The sequence below is a fragment of the Kribbella sp. NBC_01505 genome (assembly GCF_045040285.1).
GTDB lineage: Bacteria > Actinomycetota > Actinomycetes > Propionibacteriales > Kribbellaceae > Kribbella.
The window spans coordinates 8443932-8463752 of sequence record NZ_CP109425.1 but is presented as its reverse complement, the minus strand read 5'-3'; the positions used below and the strand labels follow the sequence as shown (position 1 = coordinate 8463752).

At 68.0% G+C, this 19821-nt stretch carries 17 protein-coding genes; 12 read left to right on the top strand and 5 right to left on the bottom strand.

Annotated elements, in window-relative coordinates:
* Positions 1–329 precede the first annotated feature (329 nt).
* From lnt to OG474_RS39810, 3 genes are all read left to right on the top strand, one after another.
* Complete coding sequence (lnt, locus tag OG474_RS39820; RefSeq protein WP_405058837.1) at positions 330–1895, top strand: apolipoprotein N-acyltransferase; 1566 nt, start codon at positions 330–332, stop codon at positions 1893–1895.
* Between the two features lie 49 nt (positions 1896–1944).
* Positions 1945–2469 (top strand): FxsA family protein, encoded by a 525-nt coding sequence (locus OG474_RS39815; RefSeq protein ID WP_405058836.1) that lies wholly within the window; start codon positions 1945–1947, stop codon positions 2467–2469.
* A gap of 527 nt (positions 2470–2996) precedes the next feature.
* The gene (locus tag OG474_RS39810; protein ID WP_405064660.1) at positions 2997–4175 is read left to right on the top strand and encodes an IS30 family transposase; all 1179 of its coding nucleotides are present in this window, start codon (positions 2997–2999) and stop codon (positions 4173–4175) included.
* An 88-nt stretch (positions 4176–4263) separates the two neighbouring features.
* On the opposite strand, the gene OG474_RS39805 is transcribed toward OG474_RS39810, so the two are convergent.
* From OG474_RS39805 to OG474_RS39785, 5 genes are all read right to left on the bottom strand, one after another.
* Positions 4264–5598, bottom strand: a complete 1335-nt coding sequence (locus tag OG474_RS39805) for an IS4 family transposase (protein ID WP_405057913.1) — start codon at positions 5596–5598, stop codon at positions 4264–4266.
* Between the two features lie 1740 nt (positions 5599–7338).
* Positions 7339–7905: a Uma2 family endonuclease gene (locus tag OG474_RS39800; RefSeq protein WP_405058835.1), complete on the bottom strand. Its 567-nt coding sequence runs from the start codon at positions 7903–7905 to the stop codon at positions 7339–7341.
* 32 nt (positions 7906–7937) lie between these two features.
* On the bottom strand, positions 7938–9107 hold the full coding sequence (locus tag OG474_RS39795) for an SGNH/GDSL hydrolase family protein (protein WP_405058834.1): 1170 nt from the start codon (positions 9105–9107) through the stop codon (positions 7938–7940).
* Between the two features lie 5 nt (positions 9108–9112).
* Positions 9113–9682, bottom strand: a complete 570-nt coding sequence (locus tag OG474_RS39790) for a TetR/AcrR family transcriptional regulator (RefSeq protein WP_405058833.1) — start codon at positions 9680–9682, stop codon at positions 9113–9115.
* 93 nt (positions 9683–9775) lie between these two features.
* Entirely contained in the window at positions 9776–10147 is a 372-nt protein-coding gene (locus OG474_RS39785) for an RNA polymerase-binding protein RbpA (RefSeq protein WP_132166100.1), read from the bottom strand.
* Between the two features lie 250 nt (positions 10148–10397).
* Here OG474_RS39785 and OG474_RS39780 point away from each other — a divergent pair, with 250 nt between their 5' ends.
* From OG474_RS39780 to OG474_RS39740, 9 genes are all read left to right on the top strand, one after another.
* Complete coding sequence (locus OG474_RS39780) at positions 10398–11741, top strand: efflux RND transporter periplasmic adaptor subunit (protein ID WP_405058832.1); 1344 nt, start codon at positions 10398–10400, stop codon at positions 11739–11741.
* Positions 11738–12430 carry an ABC transporter ATP-binding protein gene (locus tag OG474_RS39775; RefSeq protein WP_405058831.1) on the top strand — a complete coding sequence of 231 codons (693 nt, stop codon included), beginning with the start codon at positions 11738–11740 and terminating at the stop codon, positions 12428–12430. The genes OG474_RS39780 and OG474_RS39775 overlap by 4 nt, the downstream gene beginning before the upstream one ends.
* Positions 12430–13659, top strand: coding sequence for an ABC transporter permease (locus OG474_RS39770; RefSeq protein WP_405058830.1), 1230 nt, complete (start codon positions 12430–12432; stop codon positions 13657–13659). Before OG474_RS39775 ends, OG474_RS39770 begins: the two co-directional genes overlap by 1 nt.
* A 12-nt stretch (positions 13660–13671) precedes the next feature.
* Positions 13672–14220, top strand: coding sequence for a hypothetical protein (locus tag OG474_RS39765; RefSeq protein ID WP_405058829.1), 549 nt, complete (start codon positions 13672–13674; stop codon positions 14218–14220).
* A gap of 169 nt (positions 14221–14389) precedes the next feature.
* A complete protein-coding gene (locus OG474_RS39760) occupies positions 14390–15715 on the top strand; it encodes an extracellular solute-binding protein (protein ID WP_405058828.1) in 1326 nt (441 codons plus the stop codon).
* Complete coding sequence (locus tag OG474_RS39755; protein WP_405058827.1) at positions 15712–16680, top strand: carbohydrate ABC transporter permease; 969 nt, start codon at positions 15712–15714, stop codon at positions 16678–16680. Before OG474_RS39760 ends, OG474_RS39755 begins: the two co-directional genes overlap by 4 nt.
* Positions 16677–17543 (top strand): carbohydrate ABC transporter permease, encoded by an 867-nt coding sequence (locus tag OG474_RS39750; protein WP_405058826.1) that lies wholly within the window; start codon positions 16677–16679, stop codon positions 17541–17543. Before OG474_RS39755 ends, OG474_RS39750 begins: the two co-directional genes overlap by 4 nt.
* A 5-nt stretch (positions 17544–17548) precedes the next feature.
* Positions 17549–18976 (top strand): polysaccharide lyase 6 family protein, encoded by a 1428-nt coding sequence (locus OG474_RS39745; protein WP_405058825.1) that lies wholly within the window; start codon positions 17549–17551, stop codon positions 18974–18976.
* Positions 18973–19818 carry an AraC family transcriptional regulator gene (locus OG474_RS39740; protein WP_405058824.1) on the top strand — a complete coding sequence of 282 codons (846 nt, stop codon included), beginning with the start codon at positions 18973–18975 and terminating at the stop codon, positions 19816–19818. The genes OG474_RS39745 and OG474_RS39740 overlap by 4 nt, the downstream gene beginning before the upstream one ends.
* Positions 19819–19821: the final 3 nt, after the last annotated feature.

The window sequence follows — 19821 nt, the reverse complement described above, 5'->3', positions numbered from 1 at the left end:
GAGGTTGACACCGTCGTCGGCAGCGAGCATCGTTTTGGGAGTCGTCAGACCCCGTTGGACTGTTGGTCACACGGAGTTCGGCCACCGGATGATCCCGCGACGCTGACCAGGCCAGTGCCAGGCTTGAGTCGACGGGGGCTGAGATCGCCGGTGGTTAGCCCCCCGCGGGGCAGAGGTGGAAGAGGCTCGGCGCCCAGTAGACAACAGCTGTCCGGTTCGCATCCAGCGATCCGCCGGTTGGTCCGAAGGGCGCCGAGCCCCTTTCCGTTTTTCTCCCCGATAGAGTTGTCTCGCCGGTGGTGCCGGTGGTGAGGACTTAGGGAGACGGCGTGGACCGGTTGAAGGCTCTGGGGCGGTTACTGCCGCGCATCGTGGTGGCTGTGGCGGCGGGCATCGCGCTCGGGTTCGCCTTCGAGCCGCACACCCATCCGTGGTTGACGGTGATCGCCGTTCCGCTGTTCTTCGCCGCACTGAACGGTCCCCAGCTCTCCTCGAAGGCCGGGTTCCTGATCGGCGCCGGGTTCGGGATCGCGTACTACGCGACCCTCGTGCCCTGGCTGAGCGTGATCGGGGGAGACGCCGCGATCGCGCTGGCGATCCTCGAGGGGCTCTTCTATGCGGTCTTCGGCGCCTTCGCCGTCCGCGTGTTCCGGCACAAGCTGTGGGCGCTGTGGATCCCGTGCCTGTGGGTGGCGACCGAGTTCGCGACCGCGTCGGTGCCCTTCGGCGGCTTCCCATGGGGGCGGCTCGCCTGGGCCTTCTCCGATTCCCCCTTGGGCAGACTTGCGGCGTACGTGGGAATCCCGGGGCTGAGCTTCGTGATCGCCGTACTGGGTGTGCTTGTGTACGTCGTGTTCCGGCAGGCGTCGAAGTTCCGGGTGCGGGTGCTTGCCGTGATCGCCGGCGTGGCGATCTTCGGGGGCAGCGCGCTGATCAACCTGTCCACCGACGGCAACGGCAAGACCGTGACGGCCGCGATGGTCCAGGGCAATGTCCCGGGGAAGGGGCTGGAGTTTCTCGGCCGCGCCCGGACGGTGACCAAGAACCACCTGGCCGCGACGCTCGACCTGCAGAAGCGTGTCGAGGCCGGTACCGAGGCGAAGCCGGACGTGGTGATCTGGCCGGAGAACTCGACCGACATCGACCCGTTCAAGGACGACGAGACCCGCGCGGACATCGAAGAAGCGGTCAAGGCCGTCGGCGTACCGGTCCTGGTCGGTGCCGTCCTCGAAGGCCCGGGCCCGAACGAGCGCCAGACCACCGGCGTCGTCTGGGACCCGCAGACCGGCCCCGGCCAGGTCTACGCGAAGCGGCACCCGGTGCCGTTCGGTGAGTACATCCCGTTCCGCGACCAGCTGCTGCCCTACATCAAGCGGCTCGAGATGATCGGCCGGCAGACCGCGCCCGGCACGGTCCCCGGCATCGTGCCGATCCGCGGCGTGACGTACGGCGACGTGATCTGCTTCGAGCTCGCCTACGACAACGTCATCGCCGATGTGATGAACGGCGGCGCCCAGGTCCTGATCGTGCAGACCAACAACGCGACGTACGGCGGGACCGGGCAGCCGGAGCAGCAGTTCGCGATCACCCGGATGCGCGCGATCGAGACCGGCCGGACCGTGCTCATCGCCTCCACCAGCGGCATCTCCGGCGTCATCCAGCCGAACGGCAAGGTCGAGCACAAGTCGGGCCAGTTCGTCTCCGACGTGTACGTCGCGAAGGTGCCGGTGCGCGACGGCAAGACACTGGCCATCCGGCTGGGGGCGTGGCCGCAGTGGATCCTCACCGGGCTCGGCCTGCTCGGCATCGTTCTCGCGCTCGCGTCGCGGTCGACCCCGAAGCGCCCGCAGGAGCCGCCGGCCGCGAAGCCGGCGCGGCAGAAGGTTCCGGTCTAGAGCTTGGTGGGACTCCGTATCCTGGGCTGAAGCAGGAGAGGGGTAGGACATGGGCTGGTTGGTGGCGCTCGCGCTGCTCTTGGTGCCGATCGTGGAGATCTACGTGATCATCCAGGTCGGCCAGGTGATCGGCGGCTGGCCCACGGTCGCCTTGCTGATCGTGGAGAGCGCGCTCGGCGCGTGGCTCATCAAACGGGAAGGCCGCCGCGCCTGGGCCGCCCTCCAAGCCTCCTTCGAGACCGGCAAGATGCCCGGCCGCGAACTCGCCGACGGCGCCCTGGTCCTGATCGGCGGCACCCTCCTGCTCACCCCAGGCTTCGTCACCGACATCTTCGGCTTCTTCTTCGTCCTGCCCTTCACCCGGCCGCTCGCCCGACGAGCCCTGACCGCCTTCCTGGGCCGCCGGGTAACCCACCTGTCCACCAACGGCCTAGGCGGCCTCGGCGGCAACCTGGGCGGCTTGGGCGGCCCCACCTTCGGTCCCACCTCGGGCCCCCGCCCCAACGACACCCCCGGGCCACGTTCCCCCGCGGACAACGTCGTACAAGGCGAAGTAATCGACCCCGACAAGTAGCCCCCGCCGACCCCATTTGGTGGGTCAGCCAATCAAATGCAGCCCCGGAGCCAGCGGCGCCGGTGCTGGTCGACGGCAATCTCGTGGGTTCCCCCATCAGGTTGTGGGTTCTGTACTCGCATGGGCGGGTTCTCGTGGTCGTTGCAACGCCTTGATCTGGAGGAGTTGCAATGTCTGTGTCGTTGGCTGTGGATGTTGAGCGTCATGGTGGTGTGTTGTTGCGGTTGGTTGATGGTGGGGTTCTGGTCTCGGTGGCGTGTGAGTCGTTGGGGATCAGGGCTGATCGTGGCTATGAGGTGTTGCGGGCTCTTGGCCGGAGTGGGGCTGGCCGGCGGACGGTGATCACTGATGTGTTGCGTGAGCGGGTGATCGCGGAGTTCAAGGACTCGGGGAACATCACGGGTGCTGGTAGGTCGTGCGGGCTGCGGCATGACACTGCCCGGCGGATCCTGGCCGTGGCGGGGCTGGTTCCCGCGGTGCGGGCGGTGAAGCACAACGCGCAGGCCCAGGCCCGGTTCAGCGAGCTGATGGGGTCGGGCTGGTCGATCACGGCTGCGTCGCGTGAGGTGGGGGTGGATCGGCGCACCGGCTGGGACTGGCATCACGGGGTCCGCACCGTCGACGGCGCGCGGGTCTATCCCGACGGGCGGGTCGTGGGCGCCGCTACTGCCACCGCGACCCGATACTGCAGGTCTATGTCCCCATCTGGCGAGGCCGTGATCAGTGACCGTTACCTGTCCTTGGATGATCGGCTGGCGGTCGCTGACGGGCTGGTGAACAAGCGCACTTTCACCGTGATCGCTGAAGGTATCGGGAAGAACAAGTCCACGGTGTCGCGTGAGGTGGCTGCGCACAGCGTCGAGGGGATCTACCTGCCCCACCAGGCCCACCGCGACGCCGCGGCGAGCCGGGCCCGGCCCAAGACCTCCAAGCTGGTCACCGATCCCGTCCTGCGGGCCCAGGTCGAAGAGTGGCTGGAGCTGAAGTTGTCTCCGGAGCAGATCTGTCACAGGCTCGTCAAAGACTTCCCCGATGACGAGAGCATGCGCGTGAGCCCAGAAACGATCTACCAAGCGCTCTACTTCCAGGCCCGCGGCGGCCTCAAACGCAAAGTCGCCGAAGCACTGCGCACCGGAAGGACCCGCCGCAAACCCCACCGCGACCCCGAACAGCGCCAGTCCCGGTTCATCGACGACATGCTCATGATCTCCGAGCGCCCCGCAGACGTCGAAGACCGCGCAGTCCCAGGCCACTGGGAAGGTGACCTGATCATGGGCGCGGGCAACCAGTCCGCGATCGCGACCCTGGTCGAGCGCACCACCCGCTACACGATGCTGGTCCACCTGCCCGGCAGCCACGAAGCCGAACCCGTCCGTGACGGACTCATCAAAGCGATGCAGACCCTGCCCGAACACCTACGCGGCTCGCTGACCTGGGACCAGGGCTGCGAAATGGCCCGCCACAAACAGTTCACGATCGCGACCGACATGGCCGTCTACTTCTGCGACCCCCACTCACCCTGGCAGCGCGGCACCAACGAGAACACCAACGGGCTCCTGCGCCAGTACTTCCCCAAAGGCACCGACCTATCCGTCCACGGACCAGCCGACCTCGAACACGTCGCCCAGCAACTCAACGCCCGACCACGCAAAACACTCGACTGGGACACCCCAGCCGAACGCCTACGTGATCTACTCACTACCTAGAAACCCACACAGCGTTGCAACCACCCCTAGAAATCGCCATGCGGGTCCATAAGCCACAACCTCATGGGTGGACCCCAAGGCCGGTTAGTTAGGGGGGTGGGGGTGGTGTCAAGGCGGTGATGTTGATGGTGATGGTGGCTTTGTAGGTGGTGCGGTTGATGTTGAGTCCTTTGGCGGGGTATCTGGATGTGGCTCGTTTGACGGCGCGGGGGCTGAGGCGGGTTCGGCGTTTGGGGAGGAGGTTGGCCAGGACGAGTCGGCCGATGTGGCCGACGAGGTCGGTGACGGTGTCGGCGATGATGCCTGCGGCTTGGACGAGTTGGTCGCGGGCGGCGTTGAGGGTGATGGTGAAGCTGGCTCGGTCGGGATCGGTGCCGGGCCGGGTGTCGGTGGCGTTGGTGATGGCTTGGCGCAGGATCTGGTAGGTGGTCAGGAGGGCGTAGACCTCTTGGGTGATGCCTTCGGGAGTGCGGGCTCGGAGGATGTGTCCGCCGAGGATGGTGGATTTGAGTTCGAGGTAGGCGGTCTCGATTTCCCAGCGCTGGTGGTAGAGCGTGACCAGATCGAACGCGGGGTAGGTGTGGGGGTCGAGCAGGGTGGTGACGAGCCGGTAGCTGCCGGTGCGTCTGCCGTCGCGGGTCGCGATGGTGATCTCGGCTTCGATGACGCGGACCGGGGTTCCCATCCAGTGCGACAGGTAGGAGCCGTCGGCCAGGCGGTCCACGGCGGGGAGTTTCCGGTTGGTTTTGCAGCGGATCAGCAGGTCGGCGCCGGTGCTGGTGATCGCGGTGATGATGTCGTTGGTGGCGAAGCCCCGGTCGGCCAGCACGATCATGCCGGCGCGCAGGGCACGGGTCAGTAGCGCGGGGGCGTAGCTGGTTTCACCGATGCCGGACGGGCCGAAGACGGCGTCGATGACGGTGCGGGTGCCGCAGCAGACCACAGCCAGGAGCCGTAGATGTGGATACGACCCGGTGTTGCCGCTGGCCTTTTTGGTGAACACGGCCAGGTTTGTGGCCGTGTCGGGCACCGACAAGGTGGTGCCATCGATCGCGGTGACCAGTAGCCCCCGCCAGCACACCCAGCCCCTGGTGCTGGTTGCCGCCGGGCCGCGGACCAGGTCGAACAACGCCTTCAACGGCGCCGCCCCGAGCCGCACCCGGGCCTGGGTCAACGCGGCCGCGGTCGGTGCAGCCACGGCCAGGCCGTGCAGCCCGGCGACCATCCGGTGCCACACCTGGCCATAGCCACGATCGTTGAACAAGCACCCGGCCAGCAACAGGTAGACCACGACCCGGGACGGCAGATCCCGCACCCTGACCTGGGTCTTACCGGTCTCGGTGAGAACCGCATCGACCATCTCGAACGGAACATGCTGGGTCAACTCGCCCAGATGACCAGGCGCGAAAGCACCCTCAGCCACCTTGATCGTGCGAGTAATGACAGACTGAACAGACAGCGGAGCCCCTCAGGTAGCTGATTGTCTCGCGAGGACAAATCTGTCTACCCGGGGAGCTCCGCTGCTCCATGTTCAACACGCCCTTGACACCACCCCGACCCTCTTAACTAACCGGCCTTGGGGTGGACCCATCAGATGCGCCACACCCGGGAGCCCGAATGTGGCCCGCCGGGAGCGATCGCGACAGGTGGGGGCGGGCGCAGTGGCTGGGCACTTCGGCTGGGCAGTAGCCCCTCCTTCCTGAATGTGCTCGTCCCATCCGGCCGCTCGGATTCGGCCGGCTGGGTAGGCGGTGGCTGGTCGCCGCTGCGGCCGGTTTGACTGAGACGTGTGGCTGGGGTGGTGTTCGGCTGGGCCGGATGGTTCGGTCGGTGACCGAGGTTCCCCGTTGCCTGTGGCTGATGTGCTGTGCTTTCCGCCGACGATCAGGAGGCTTGATAGCTGACCCGTCGCGGTGGTTGCTGCCGCCAAAACAGTGGGCCGAGGTGATCCCGTCGGTGCCGGCCGCCAGTAAGCCCCGCCGTGCTGCCCGAGTGAAGCCACCGTGCTGCCCGCGAGTGAAAGCCACCGTGCGAGTGTGAGGACTGGGTCGCCGAGCGTGAGCTGGCTGGGGTGATGGTTCCCGCGAGTGAAGCCACCGTGCGGTCGCCGAGTGAAGCCTCCGTGCCGGCCGCGAGTGAAGCCACCGTGCGAGTGTGAGGAGTGGGGCGCCGAGTGTGAGGAGAATCTCGCCGGCAATCGATATCCGGCGGCATGGTCCTCACACTCGGGTGCTGATTGCACGGTGGCGCCACTCGCGGGGGCGGTGATGGTCGGATTGGGGAGCCTGACCTGCCGAAACGGCCAGTAGAACTCCCCAGACCCCGCTGGCCCGCTGGACCCCGCGCCACCACCGGCGGCCGGAGACACTAAGCGGGGGCCGGAGACACCAAACGGGGGCGGGAGACGTATGGCAACAGGTCCCCAGCAACCACAAGGTGTCTCACGCCACCACTGGTGGCGCGGGACCGGCCGCCTGCCCGGTTCGCTGGCCGGTGCTTTTCTGGGGATAGCGACCAGAACTTACCTACTGCCGTCACCCCGCCGACCTCAGCCGTAGCCCAGAACCTCAGACAACGGGAACCTCGGTCGCCGGCCTCGCCATCCCCCTCAGCCAGAGAACCGCTCAGCCACCCGTCTCAGTAAATCCGGCCGCAGCGGCGACCAACCACTGCCTACCCCGTCGGCCGAATCCGAGCGGTCGGATGGGACGAGCACATTCAGGGAGGAGGGGTTACTGGCTAGACGAAGACCTCAACCACCGCAGAACCTCCCCGGCCGCACCCCCACCAGGCCAATCCCGGCTTAGCGGGGAACTACTGCCACCCAGCGACAGCAGATCCCCGCAAACACGCACAAACCCCCACCAGCCACAGATCCACAGATACCTACTGCCAAATACCGGCAGTAATCATCCGTGAACCCGCGCCGGAAGGGCCTGCCCTCGCTAATCGGTAAGAAAGCGGGGCAAAAGCTTCCGACTAGTGGGGTTCGGGGCCCCAGCCAGAGTCCGGAAGCTCAAGCGGCGGGCACGTGGTCGCCGGGCTCGCCAACCCCCTCAGTCACGGACCGCTCAGCCGCCCGTCTCTGTAAATCGGCGCAGCGGCGAGCCCCCCGCACCACCTCGCCAGCCCCCTTCGAGCGGTTGGGCCGCTTCGGCGGTCGTTAGAGGGTGGCTAGGTCTACGGATACGTGGAAGGGGACGGCGGCTTTGACTTCGCCGGCGAAGACTTCGGTGTCTCGGTAGGTCTGGCTGGCTGGGTCCAGGACGTAGGTGTACACGATCGGGAGGCCGGTGGCGGCTTGCTCGATGCGCCAGTAGAAGCCGATGCCGGCTTTTGCGTACTGGTCGACCTTGACGATGCGGTCGGTGGTTTCGGAGCCGGGGGAGACGACCTCGACGACGAGCAGCACGTGCTCGGGGCGGGTGGGGGAGATGTCGATGGTGTCGGCTCGGTAGACCACGACATCCGGACGGCGGTTCGTCAGGGGGGTGTCATTGAGCCGTACGTCGAAGTCGGTGTCGGCGTTCCACTCGGGGCCTGCGGCCTGGTCGAGGGCGTTTGCCAGGAGGCGCGCGATGCGGTTGTGACGTTTGGAGGCACTCGGTGCCACAGCGACTATCCCGTCGACGATCTCGATGCCGGCGCACTGCTCGGGGGTCCACGAGTCGTACTGCTCGGCGGTGATCTGGCTGTGCATCCAGGCCGGAGCGACCATGTCGACTGCCATGGCGTACCTCCCTCGAATCAGCGCTACCGACTTCAGCGTACCTGGGACGGTGCCGCGAAGGGGCCCTTTCCGGTGAAGGCGAGGGTTGCGAACCGGCCGGCGATCAGGGCGTGGGTTTCCTCGTCGGGGTGCAGGTTGTCGGGCAGCGGGTGCGACGGGGTGTCGGCCTCGCCGTAGAGCTCGCGGCCGTCCAGGTAGTGCAGGTTGGGGTCGTCGGCCGCGCGCTGGGCGACGACGTGGGCCAGCTCGGTGCGGATGGCGTTGAGGCTGAGCTTGCCGTCCGCGACCTCGTCGGCGTCGCCGTGGGCGACGAAGTTGAGCCTGCCTTCGGCGAAGGCGGCAAGGTCCGGGCCGGTCGGGCCGGGTGTGTCCTCGTGGATCGGAGCCAGCAGGGCCGAGATCACCAGGAGCGGCGTCGTGGGATGGCCGTCCCGGATGGTGTCCAGGAAACCGTGCAACGCCGGGCCGAGGGCGCCCAGCCGCATGACGTCGGCGTTCACGATGTTGATGCCGAACTTCAGGCTGATGAAGTCGGCCGGGATGTCCCGGATCGTGCGCGCGATGAACGGCTGCAGGCGGGAGCTGCCGCCGAAACCAAGGTTGATCAGCTCGACGCCTGCCTGCTTGGCGACCAGCGCCGGCCAGGTGGCTGTCGGGTGGGTCGCGTTGGATCCGTGGCTGATCGAGCTGCCGTGGTGGACCCAGACCGGGCCGTCGGCCGTGGCCGGCTCGATGGGGGAATCGGTGCGCAAGGCAACGAGCTCGGTCGTCTCGTCGTGCGGCAGCCAGATCTCCACGAGCTTCGAACCGTCGGCCAGACCGTCGAAGCGCAGGACCGCCGGCTCGCCGCGGGTCAGGTCGGAGGTGCCGGCCGCCATGTCCAGCGTGAGGACGTCACCGCCGGTTGCGATCGACTGCGTGACCAGCGTGCCGTCGACGAGTACGTCGTACCGGCCGTCCGGCCGTGCGTCCATGCCGGTGTAGTTCCGCTTGGTCGGAATCGTCTCCAGCTCGACGACGGTGGCCTCGGTCCGGAAGACGAACCGGACTCCGGAGGACTGGGCCTCGGCCATCGCAAGGTGCTGGTCGTCGTACTGGCGACGGGCCCAGGCGGGCAGGCGGTGCGGCAGGATGCCGCGCTCGGTCTGCTCGAGCTCCAGCGCGCCGCGCAGGATGTCAGTGGTGATGGGGGTGGTGATCATGACTATTACCTCTCGGGCCAGTTGCGAAGGAGAGAGTCGAGAGCGTCCAGGATGCGTGGCCAGCTCTCGTCGCTGGTGGGGGAGCTGTGGGCGAACGCGCCCGCGCTCTCCAGGCTGATGTAGCCGTTGACTGTGCTGCCGATCAGCCGGACGGCATCGGTCTGAGCGGGCTCGTCCAGGTCGTAGCCGCGCAGGACCGCCCGGGACAGCTCGGAGTGTCGCCGGCCCGCGTCCACCGCCTCGCTGCCCGGATCCACCCGGTACTGCACGGCGGCGTACCGGCCGGGGTGCTCACGGGCGTAGTCGCGGTAGACCGTGGCCAGGGCCACGAGAGCGTCCCGCCCGGCGCGGCCGGCGAGCGCGGCGACAGCGCGGTCGGCCATGTCGTCGAGGGCGACCTGCGCGATCCGGGTCTTGAGGTCGTGGGCATTGCGGACATGCGAATACAGACTTGCGACCTGTACGCCGAAATGCCGGGCGAGCGCCGAGGGGCTGACCTGGTCGAAGCCGATCTCGTCAGCGAGCTCGGCGCCGGCCTGGGCCAGCCGATCCGCGGTCAATCCTGCTCGTGCCATAACTCATTATGTGCATACCTAAAAGTATTAGGCAAATGTATCCACGAAGAAGCCCGGATCGCGCCATTGCGATCCGGGCTGCTCAGCACTACGTCAGGCGGTGCGCTTGGTGCGGTGCAGGTGGGCCGGGCCGATCTGGCCCTTGCGGAGCAGATCCAGCCGCTCGGCGAGCAGCTCCTCCAGCTCCGAGATGCTCCGGCGCTCCCGCAGCATGTCCCAGTGCGTCCGGGCCGGCTTCTCCTGCTTCGGCTCCGGCTTCTCACCGGTCGAGCGAGCGGCCTCGCTGCCGCAGTGCGGGCACTCCCAGATTGCGGGCACCTCGGCGTCGTGCGCCATCGTCACCTCGACCACGTGACCGCGGGGGCAGTCGTACGTGATCATCTGGCGCGGCGCAAACTCGACACCACGGTCATCCTCGAAGCTGACCCCACCCAGCCCCGAACCACGCAGTACGCGATTAGACATGTCAAACCTCCGAGATCGTCATCCGTGCCAACGGTCGGTCGGCCCGGATCATTCCCATTTTGGCATGCCCGAGCGCTATGTACGCACCTGACAGCACCGTCATGACGCCCTGTCATCAGGCGTACACAGATCACGGTGTGTCGCGGGCCTACCCAAAAAAAGAGAAACAGTTACTGACGCGCGAAGTTCACAGTCAGTTGCCAGGAATCAAGGACCACTTCCTCAGCAACCAACTCTAGCTTCAGGTCCCATGGTGCTACCCCGCCACAAACTCCGTGGCCTCAGTCTGCTCAATGTCACCCTGGTGGCAGTCGTCGCCGCGATCGCCGTCACGGCGTACTTCCTCTTCTTCCGCGGTGACGAACCGTCGGCGGCGGCCACCCGTCCGAGCGTGGCGGTGACCCGCGGCGACGTGGTCGCGAGCGTCAGCTCCAGCGGCACCCTGGCCAGCTCGCAGACGGCCTCGCCACAGTTCGAGACCTCCGGCACGGTGACCCAGATCCTGGTCAAGGTCGGTCAGGTCGTCGCCAAGGGCGCCGCGATCGCCAAGGTCGACCCGGCCGCGGCCGACCGCCAGTCCCGGATCGCCGACCAGAACCAGATCGCCGCGGCGAACTCGGTGACGGCGGCCGAGGAGTCGCTGGACGACGCCGAGGACGCCAAGGAGGCGGCCGACGAGGCGTCGGCCTCACCCACGCCGACAGGTCAAGCTCAGGCACAGGGTCAGACCCAGAGCCAGAACCCGGAGGTTGCCGTCAGCAACGCCGAGGCGTCGCTGGCCAGGGCGAAGGCAGACAAGGAGCAGGCCGACCAGGACGTCGAGGCAGCCAAGGCCGCCGTCGCCGCGACCACGCTGAAGGCGCCGATCGCCGGCACCATCACCGCGATCAACGGCTCGGTCGGCTCGGTCGCCGGTGGGTCGAGCAGCAGTTCAGGCTCCGGGGCCACGGGCGGTTCGGGCTCGACCTCAGGTCAAGGTTCAACCTCCACCAGTACGACGTCCGCCGCCGGGACGGGCTTCGCCGACATCTCCGACCTCAAGGCCCTCCAGGTCTCGGCCGCCTTCCCGGAGGCCGACGCGATCAAGATCAAGGCCGGCCAGTCCGCGACCGTCACGCTCAACGCCGACCCCGGCAACAACCTGACCGCGACCCTCGCCTCGGTCTCGCCGACCCCGACCACCACCAACGGCGTGGTCGCGTACTCGGCCACCTTCTCGCTGGCCAAGCTCCCCACCAACGCCCGGATCGGCCAGACCGCGAACGTCACCGTCCAGACCGCCAAGGCGGCCAACGTCCTCTTCGTGCCCAGTACGGCGATCGTCACCAGCGGTACGACGAACACCGTGACGATGGCCGACGGCACCAGCCGCGAGGTCGGGATCGGGATCAAGGGCGGCAGCTTCACCCAGATCAAGACCGGCCTGAACGAGGGCGACCAGGTCGAGCTGCTCCAGGGCGCGATCGGCGGCGGTACCGGTCAGACCGGCCAGGGCCGCACCGGGCAGGCGCCGGGTGGCGGACAGTTCCCCGGTGGTGGCGGCCAGTTCCCGGCCGGTGGCGTGCAGCAGCGCAACGCCGGTGGCACCCGGTGAGCACAGACGCTCTGATCGACATCCGCGGTGTGACCAAGACGTACGGCGCCGGCGAAACCGCCGTACACGCGCTGCGGGGTGTCTCGTTGCGGGTCGAGGCCGGCGAGTACGTCGCCGTGATGGGCTCGTCCGGTTCGGGCAAGTCGACGCTGATGAACATTCTCGGCTGCCTCGACGTACCGACGCGTGGTGAGTACTTCCTGGACGGCAGTGACGTCGCCGGGCTCAGCGAGGACCAGCAGGCCCTGGTCCGCGGCCGCAAGATCGGCTTCATCTTCCAGTCCTTCAACCTGATCCCACGCACGAGCGCGCTGGCCAACGTCGAGCTCCCGCTGACGTACGCCCACCTTCGGCGCAGCGAACGACGCGCCCGGGCGAACCGAGCGCTGGAGCTGGTCGGACTGTCCGACCGGGCCGGCCACCGGCCGAACCAGCTGTCCGGCGGCCAGCAGCAGCGCGTCGCGATCGCCCGCGCGCTGGCCACGGGCCCGCGGATCCTGCTCGCCGACGAGCCGACCGGCAACCTGGACGCGCACTCGACCGACGAGGTGCTCGGCATGTTCGACGAGTTGAACGCCGAGGGCCGGACCGTCGTGGTGATCACCCACGAGAACGACGTCGCCGCGCGCGCCCGGCGGCTGATCCAGGTGTCCGACGGCCGGATCGTCGTCGACGAGGTGACCCGCTGATGACACCTCGCGATCTGTTCGGAGCCGCCCTACGCGGCCTGAGCGCCAACAAACTCCGGTCGCTGCTGACCGTGCTCGGCGTCTCGATCGGGGTCGGCGCGGTCATCGTGCTGGTTGCGGTGGGCAACGGTTCCGGCAAGGCCGTGCAGAGCCGACTGGAGGCGATGGGTACGAACCTGCTGACGGTCTCGACCACCGGCGGAGGTGGCGGATTCGCCCGCGGCCAGGCCGGTCCGGCGGCTCAGCAGTACGCCCTCACCCTCGACGACGTCACCGCTCTCGGTGACCGCCGGCTCGCTCCGGATGTGGCCGCGGTGGCCCCGGTGATGACGAGCTCCGGTACGGCGACCAACGGCGACACCAGCTACACGATCAACCAGGTGATCGGTACGACGCCGACGTACCTGCCGGCGACCAACACCCCGGTCGGAACCGGCAACTCGTTCACCCAGCAGGACGTCGACGGCGCCGAGCGGGTGATCGTGCTCGGCCAGACCACCGCGACCGAACTGTTCGGCCGCGCCCAGGCTGCGATCGGTCAGACGGTCAAACTCGGCGCGGTCGACTTCGTGGTTCGCGGAGTCCTCGCGAGCAAGGACAGCACCGGGTTCAACGACCCGAACGCGACCGCGATCGTCCCGATCAGCACGCTCCGCGCCACCCAGGCCGGGTACGGCGCGCTGAGCCAGATCGTCGTCCAGGCGGCCGACAAGGACCGGGTCGACCTGGCCCAGGCCGAGGTCACCCAGTTGCTGACCGCGCGGCACCAGGTGCCGGCCACCACGACCTCGCCGTTCCGGATCACGAACTCGGCGCAGATCCTGCAGACCAGCCAGGACACCGCGGCGACGTTCACCGCGCTGCTGGCCACGGTCGCGGCGATCAGCCTCGTGGTCGGGGGCATCGGGGTCACCAACATCATGCTCGTCACGGTCACCGAGCGGACCCGGGAGATCGGGATCCGGAAGGCGCTCGGGGCGCGGCGGCGGACGATCCTCGGCCAGTTCCTGATCGAGGCGACCCTGCTCAGCCTGATCGGCGGTGCCGTCGGAGTCGGCGCCGCGCTGATCCTCACCCAGTTCCAGCTGGCCGGTGTGGTGCCGGTACTGGTCCCGTCGTCGATCGCGCTCGCCCTCGGGGTGTCCGCCGCGGTCGGCCTGTTCTTCGGCAGCATGCCGGCGCACCGAGCCGCCGGTCTTCGTCCCATCGACGCACTACGTCACGAGTGAGAGGCAACACCCATGTCGAACCAGACCCCCGATGAGTTCGCCCAGATCGGGTCCGACGAAGAGGTCCAGGAGGCGCTGAAGCCGAAGAAGACCCTCAACCTGCCGGCGGCGACCGCCGTACTGGCTGGGGTGGTCGTCCTGGCGATCGGCCTGGCCGGTGGCGCCGGGCTGCACGCTGCCTTCGCGTCGGACAGCACCCCGGCAGCGGCAACGCCCGGGCGCGGAGCCGGAGCAGGCGGGTACGGCGGTTTCCGTGGACAGGGCGGTCAGGCGCCTGGCGCGGGCGGCGCCGGGGGAGCGGCCACGGTCGGCACCGTTGTCTCCGCGACCGACTCCCAGCTGGTCGTGAAGACGCAGACCGGCGATGTCACGGTGAAGCTCACCGGCGAGACCGACATCGAGATCACTGCCGCGGGCAAGGCCACAGACCTCAAGGCCGGGCAGCAGGTGGTGGTCACCGGGCAGAACACCGACGGTTCGGTGACCGCCAATAGTGTCCGTCAGGGCGGCACTTTCCCGGGCGGCGGCGGCCGCAGCCCAGGCGCGACCCCCTCGCGCTGACCCCGATCTGAGCGCCCGGCCAGCACCCCGGCCGGGCGCTCACCCATGTCACGGCCCGGCAACAGAGATCCGATGACTCATTGACCTTCTCGCTCGGAAAGCGCTATCTTCCGACGAAATGAGGCGCAAAAAGTACAAATTCGCCTCCTCGTTGAGTGGAGTGGGCGGGATGTCGAGGACATTGAAGTGGGTTGCGGCCGGGCTTGGGGCAGCCCTGGTTGTCGGGGGATGCGGTACGTCGGGCGCGCAGAACGTCGCGCAGGACCCGAAGGCTCCGCTGGAGCTGTGGACGCGGACGACGCCAGGTGGCGACGGCGAGAAGGGGATGAAGAAGCTGGCCGCCGCCTTCGAGCAGGCGACCGGCCAGAAGATCGAGGTGACCGCGATCTTCGACGACTTCGAGACCAAGCTGTCCCAGCGCGCGGCGCAGAAGGACCTGCCGGACATCGTCATGAACGACTCGTCCCAGCTCGGGACGATGGTCACGCAGGGCATCGTCCGCGAGGTCGACCCGGCCGCGGTCAAGGGCAGCGACCAGCTGCTCGACTCGGCACTCGCCGCGGCCAAGTCCGGCGACGGCAAGATGTACGGCGTTCCGTACTCGGCTCAGGCGTCCGCGCTGCTGATCCGCAAGGACTGGCGGCAGAAGGTCGGGCTGCCGGTGCCGACCGATCTGACCCAGTTCGCCGCGCTGGCGAAGGCGTTCACCACGAAGGACCCCGACGGGAACGGCAAGAACGACACCGCCGGCCTCGCCGTACCGGGGTCGACCAAGCGCGGCTACGCGTCGTGGTACTTCTCGAACTTCCTGTGGGGCGCCGGCGGCGACTTCATCGCGAAGGGGGCCGACGGCAAGTACAAGCCGGCCATGTCCACGCCGGAGTCGGTGGCAGCGACCAAGTGGTTCCGCGACCTGGCCTGCACCGACAAGGTCATCCAGCCCGGTGCCGCGACGATGGACACGCCACCGACCAACGAGACGTTCGAATCCGGCAAGGCCGGCATGTACGTCGTCGGCCCGTACCTGATGCCGCGCTTCGACGGAACGCTCGGCAAGGACAAGTACGAGGTCGTCCCGGTGCCGAAGGGCGTGAAGGACTCGACGGTCCTCGCCGAGGGCGGCAGCGCCTACCTGATGGCCGGGTCGAAGAACGAGTCCGGGCAGAACGCCTGGGCGTCGTACATCATCTCGCCGGACGCGCAGAAGCTCGGGATGGCGGGCGAGAAGGCCTTCAACGTGCAGCTGCCGGTGAACAAGACCGTCGATGTCACGTCGGTGCGCAAGGACCCGCGGTGGAAGGTGTACTCGGATGTGTACCGCGACCACAGCCGGTACGCGCCGAACATCCCGAACTGGACGCCGATCCGCCAGGCCAGCGCCGACACGGTCAACGCGCTGATCGCCGACTGCGGTCTCGACGTCGGCGCCGAGCTGACGAAGCTGGACGGCAAGCTCGCCGAGTCGCTCAAGCAGCAGGGCATCGGCGCACAGTGAGTGTCCGTGAGGCGGAAGCCCGACCGGCGGGGCGGGAGCCGCAAGCGGCAGCAGGGGTGCCGCGGCGGACGCCGTCGCGGCGCCTCGGCCGCAACCGGCGCAGCCCGGGTTCCTGGTGGGTCCCGTGGCTGTTCCTGGCCCCGGCGCTGATTCTGTTCCTGTACTTCAAGTTCATCCCGATGGCGCAGGCCATCTCGATGTCGGTGCAGGAGGTCCGGCCCTATCTCGGCAACCTGTGGGTCGGGTCGGCGAACTACAGCGGGATCCTGTCGTCGGAAGGGTTCCGGTCGGCGACCTGGAACACGATCGTGCTGGCCGTCGGGCAGACGGCCGGCTCGTTGATCCTCGGGTTCGTACTGGCGCTTCTGGTGGAGGGCCAAACTCGCAAGCTCACGTTCATCCGGTCGGCGGCGTTCCTGCCGGTGGTCGTCCCGATCGCCGTGGTCGCCGAGCTGTGGCGGATCATGTACCACCCGACCGGCGACGGACTGCTCAACCAGATCCTCGGTCTGGTCGGGCTCGGGCCGTCAGGATTCATCAACGACCCCGACACGTCGCTCGCCTCGATCGCGGTGACGGGCATCTGGCGCGGGGCGCCGTACGACATGATGATCTTCCTTGCCGGGCTGGCCGGGATCGACCGCGGACTCTATGAGGCCGCGGTCGTCGACGGGGCCTCGACCAGGCAGCGAATCCTGCACGTCACGCTGCCGGGGTTGCGGCCGGTGTTCGCGATCTTGTTCGTGCTCGCCGCGGTGCGCGGGTTCCGGGCGTTCACCGAGGTGTTCCTGCTGACGAACGGCGGGCCGAACGGCTCGACCGAGGTCTTGATGACGCTGATCTACAAGCTCGGGTTCGAGCAGAACCGGCTCGGCATCGCGTCCGCAGGCGCCGTACTGCTGTTCTTGGCGACGCTCGTCCTCACGGTCTGCGTCCAGCTGCTCCGACGAAAGAAGATCGCATGACCGCCGCCACCGACACCGCGCTGGGGCTCACCGAGAGCACGGGACTCGGCGCCCGGATCGCCAAGACGGTGATCTACAGCCTGCTGTTCATCGTCTTCGCGGGTCCGCTGCTCGCGCTGCTGGTCAGCTCGTTCAACCACGTGTCCGATCCGACGCAGCTGAGCGTGCTCCCGAAGAGCCCGACGCTGGACAACTTCAAGGTCGCGTTCGATCACGGCGTACTGAAGTATCTGGCGAACTCGTTCTTCGTGGTCGGCTTCGGGCTGCTGCTCCAGGTCGCCGTCTCGGTGCTCGCCGGCTACGCGCTGGCCCGCAAGATCTTCCCCGGGATGACCCTGGTGATGGTCGCGATCCTGGCCACGATGATGCTGCCCGAGGAGATCCTTGCTCTGCCGCTCACCCTGGTGCTGGCCGACGTCCCGCTGGTGCACCTCAACCTGATGGGCACGCTCGCCGGGATGATCGTGCCGCTCGGCGCGTGGGCGTTCTCGATCCTGGTGATGACCGAGTTCATGAAGGACGTGCCGCGCGAGCTGGAGGAGGCGGCCCGGATCGACGGGGCCGGCGAGTTCCGGATCTTCGCGCAGATCATCCTTCCGCTGTGCAAGCCGGCCCTCGGCGTGATCGGGGTCTTCGGCTTCACGATGATCTGGGACCAGTACCTGTTGCCGTTGCTGGTGGCAACGAACTCCGACTCGTACACGCTGCCGCTGGCACTGCGCACGTTGCGGATCGACCCGGTCGTCACGCCGGGCGTGGTGATGGCGGCCTCGCTGCTGGCCCTGCTGCCGTCGGTGACGGTCTTCCTGTTCTTCCAGCGTTCCTTCGCCCGCGGACTGACCGCGGGCGCGTTGAAAGGGTGAGGTTCATGAACCGCCGTACGTTTCTCACGACCGCCACCGCGGGAGTTGCCTTGACCACTGCTGCCGTCCGCCCTGCCGCAGCATCGACTCTGGACCGGCGGCACGTCCGGACGCTCGACGAACTACGCCGCGCCATCGGTACGGCGGCGCCGGGCACGGTGATCACGGTTGCCGACGCCATCTACGCCGTACCGGCCGGGCAGCCGATCGCGATCACCGGCCTGCGCGGCCGCCCGCACCGGCCGATCGTCATCCGCGCGGAATCGACGGGTGGCGTCGTCCTGACCGGGGAGCAGAGCTTCGTGCTCACCGGGTCGTCGGACATCACGCTGCAGGGCTTCGCGTTCCGGCAGAGTACGACGTTCGAGCTGCCGCCGGACTGCCGCCGGATCCGGCTCACCCGCAACGACTTCCAGCTGGCCGACATCGCCGGGGTGCACTGGGTGATGATCCGGGCCGACCACACGACGCTCGACCACAACGCCTTCCACGGGAAGACGACGCTCGGGATCTATCTCGGCATCGAGGGCGCCGGGACCGACCAGATGGCGCAGGGAGTGCATGTCTACCGCAATCATTTCAGCGACCACAGCTTTCCTGGTGACAATGGCGGTGAGCCGATTCGGCTGGGAGTTAGTCCGCGCGCGCTCTCGACGGCGGGAGCGCTGATCGAGTCCAACCTGTTCGAGCGGGCGAACGGCGACCCGGAGGCGATCTCGGTGAAGTCGTCCGGCAACCTGATCCGGCACAACACCATCCGTTCCTCGCTCGGTGGCATCGTGCTGCGGCACGGGAACGACAACCGGGTCGAGGGCAACTACATCCTTGCCGGTCGCAACGGGATCCGGATCTACGGCAACGACCACCAGATCGTGAACAACTACGTGTCGGAGATCGCCGGTACGGGCGTCGTGCTGGGCAGCGGCAACGTCCGCGACCACTTCCCGGGTGAGCCGCCGACGTCGCGGACCGGGAACGACGCGCCGGACGGCGTTCAGATCGCGCTGAACACGATCGTGGACTGCGACAACGCGGTCGCCGGGGAGAGTCACCGGACCCTCCCACCGCTCGGTTGCACGATCACGGACAATCTTCTGATGGGTGATCGAGGGCAACTGATGAACATGCCGTTCCAGGACGGCATCACCTGGTCGGGCAACCTGCACTGGGGAGCGGCGACCGATGGGAACGCCCCGGCGGGCGGGTTCCGGCGGGCCGATCCGCGGCTGGTCGCGGGCCCGGACGGCATTCGCCGGCTCACCGCGGGCAGCCCGGCGATCAACGCCGCCACGCGCAGCTACCCCGATATCGACACCGACCTCGACGGCGATCGCCGTACCGGGCGGGCCGACGTCGGCGCCGACGAGTACTCGCGGCGTCCGCACTGCCGGCGGCCGTTGACAGCCGGCGACGTCGGGCCGCACGCGTCATGACTACGGCGCTTGCGTCGCAGCAGCAGGAGCTGATCCGGGCGCAACTGGACCGGCTTCGGCTCGACCTCGTGGTCGCGGCCCGGATCACCAAGGTGCACCGGGAGTGGTCGCGGGCGTTGCTGCCGGATCCGTTCTCGCGGCTGTACCTGATCCTCGAGGGCGAGGGGCGGCTCGTGGTGGGGGAGCAGGAGCTGTTCCCGCAGCCGGGGGAGCTGGTGTATCTGCCGGCCGACGTACCGGTCTCGTACGAGACGATCAGCGAGAATGTGTTCCGCAAGCACTGGCTGCACTTCTCGGCCCAGATCGGTGACCGGGACATCGGCGAGGTGCTGACGCTGCCGTACATCGTGCCGAGCAAGTCACCGGACGAGGCCGCGTTGCTGTTCGAGCAGGTCGGCGCGGCCGACCGGGACCCGCCCGGTCTCGCGACGCCGCTGCGGGTGCGCTCGGCGCTGACCGCGCTGTTCGCGCACTACCTGGACAGTGCGCCGGCCGGCTCGGTTCGGCTCGCGCAGCAGGCGACGAGCGAGACCAGCGTCGTGCAGTACATCCAGGAAAACCTCGGCAATGCGCTGACGGTCGACGTACTGGCCGCGCACTTCGGTCAGGACCTCGCCACCTTCGTGCGGCGGTTCCGGACCGAGTTCGGGCTGTCGCCGAAGCAGTACATCAAGCGCACCCGGATCGAATGGGCCCAGCGCGAGCTCACCACCACGAACCGCCCGATGGAGGAGATCGCCGCCGCCGTCGGGATGGACCAGTCGTACTTCTCCAAGGTCTTCCGTCAAGTCAGCTCGGTCACCCCGAGTGAGTACCGAAAGCTGTACCGCCCACGCAGTTGAGGA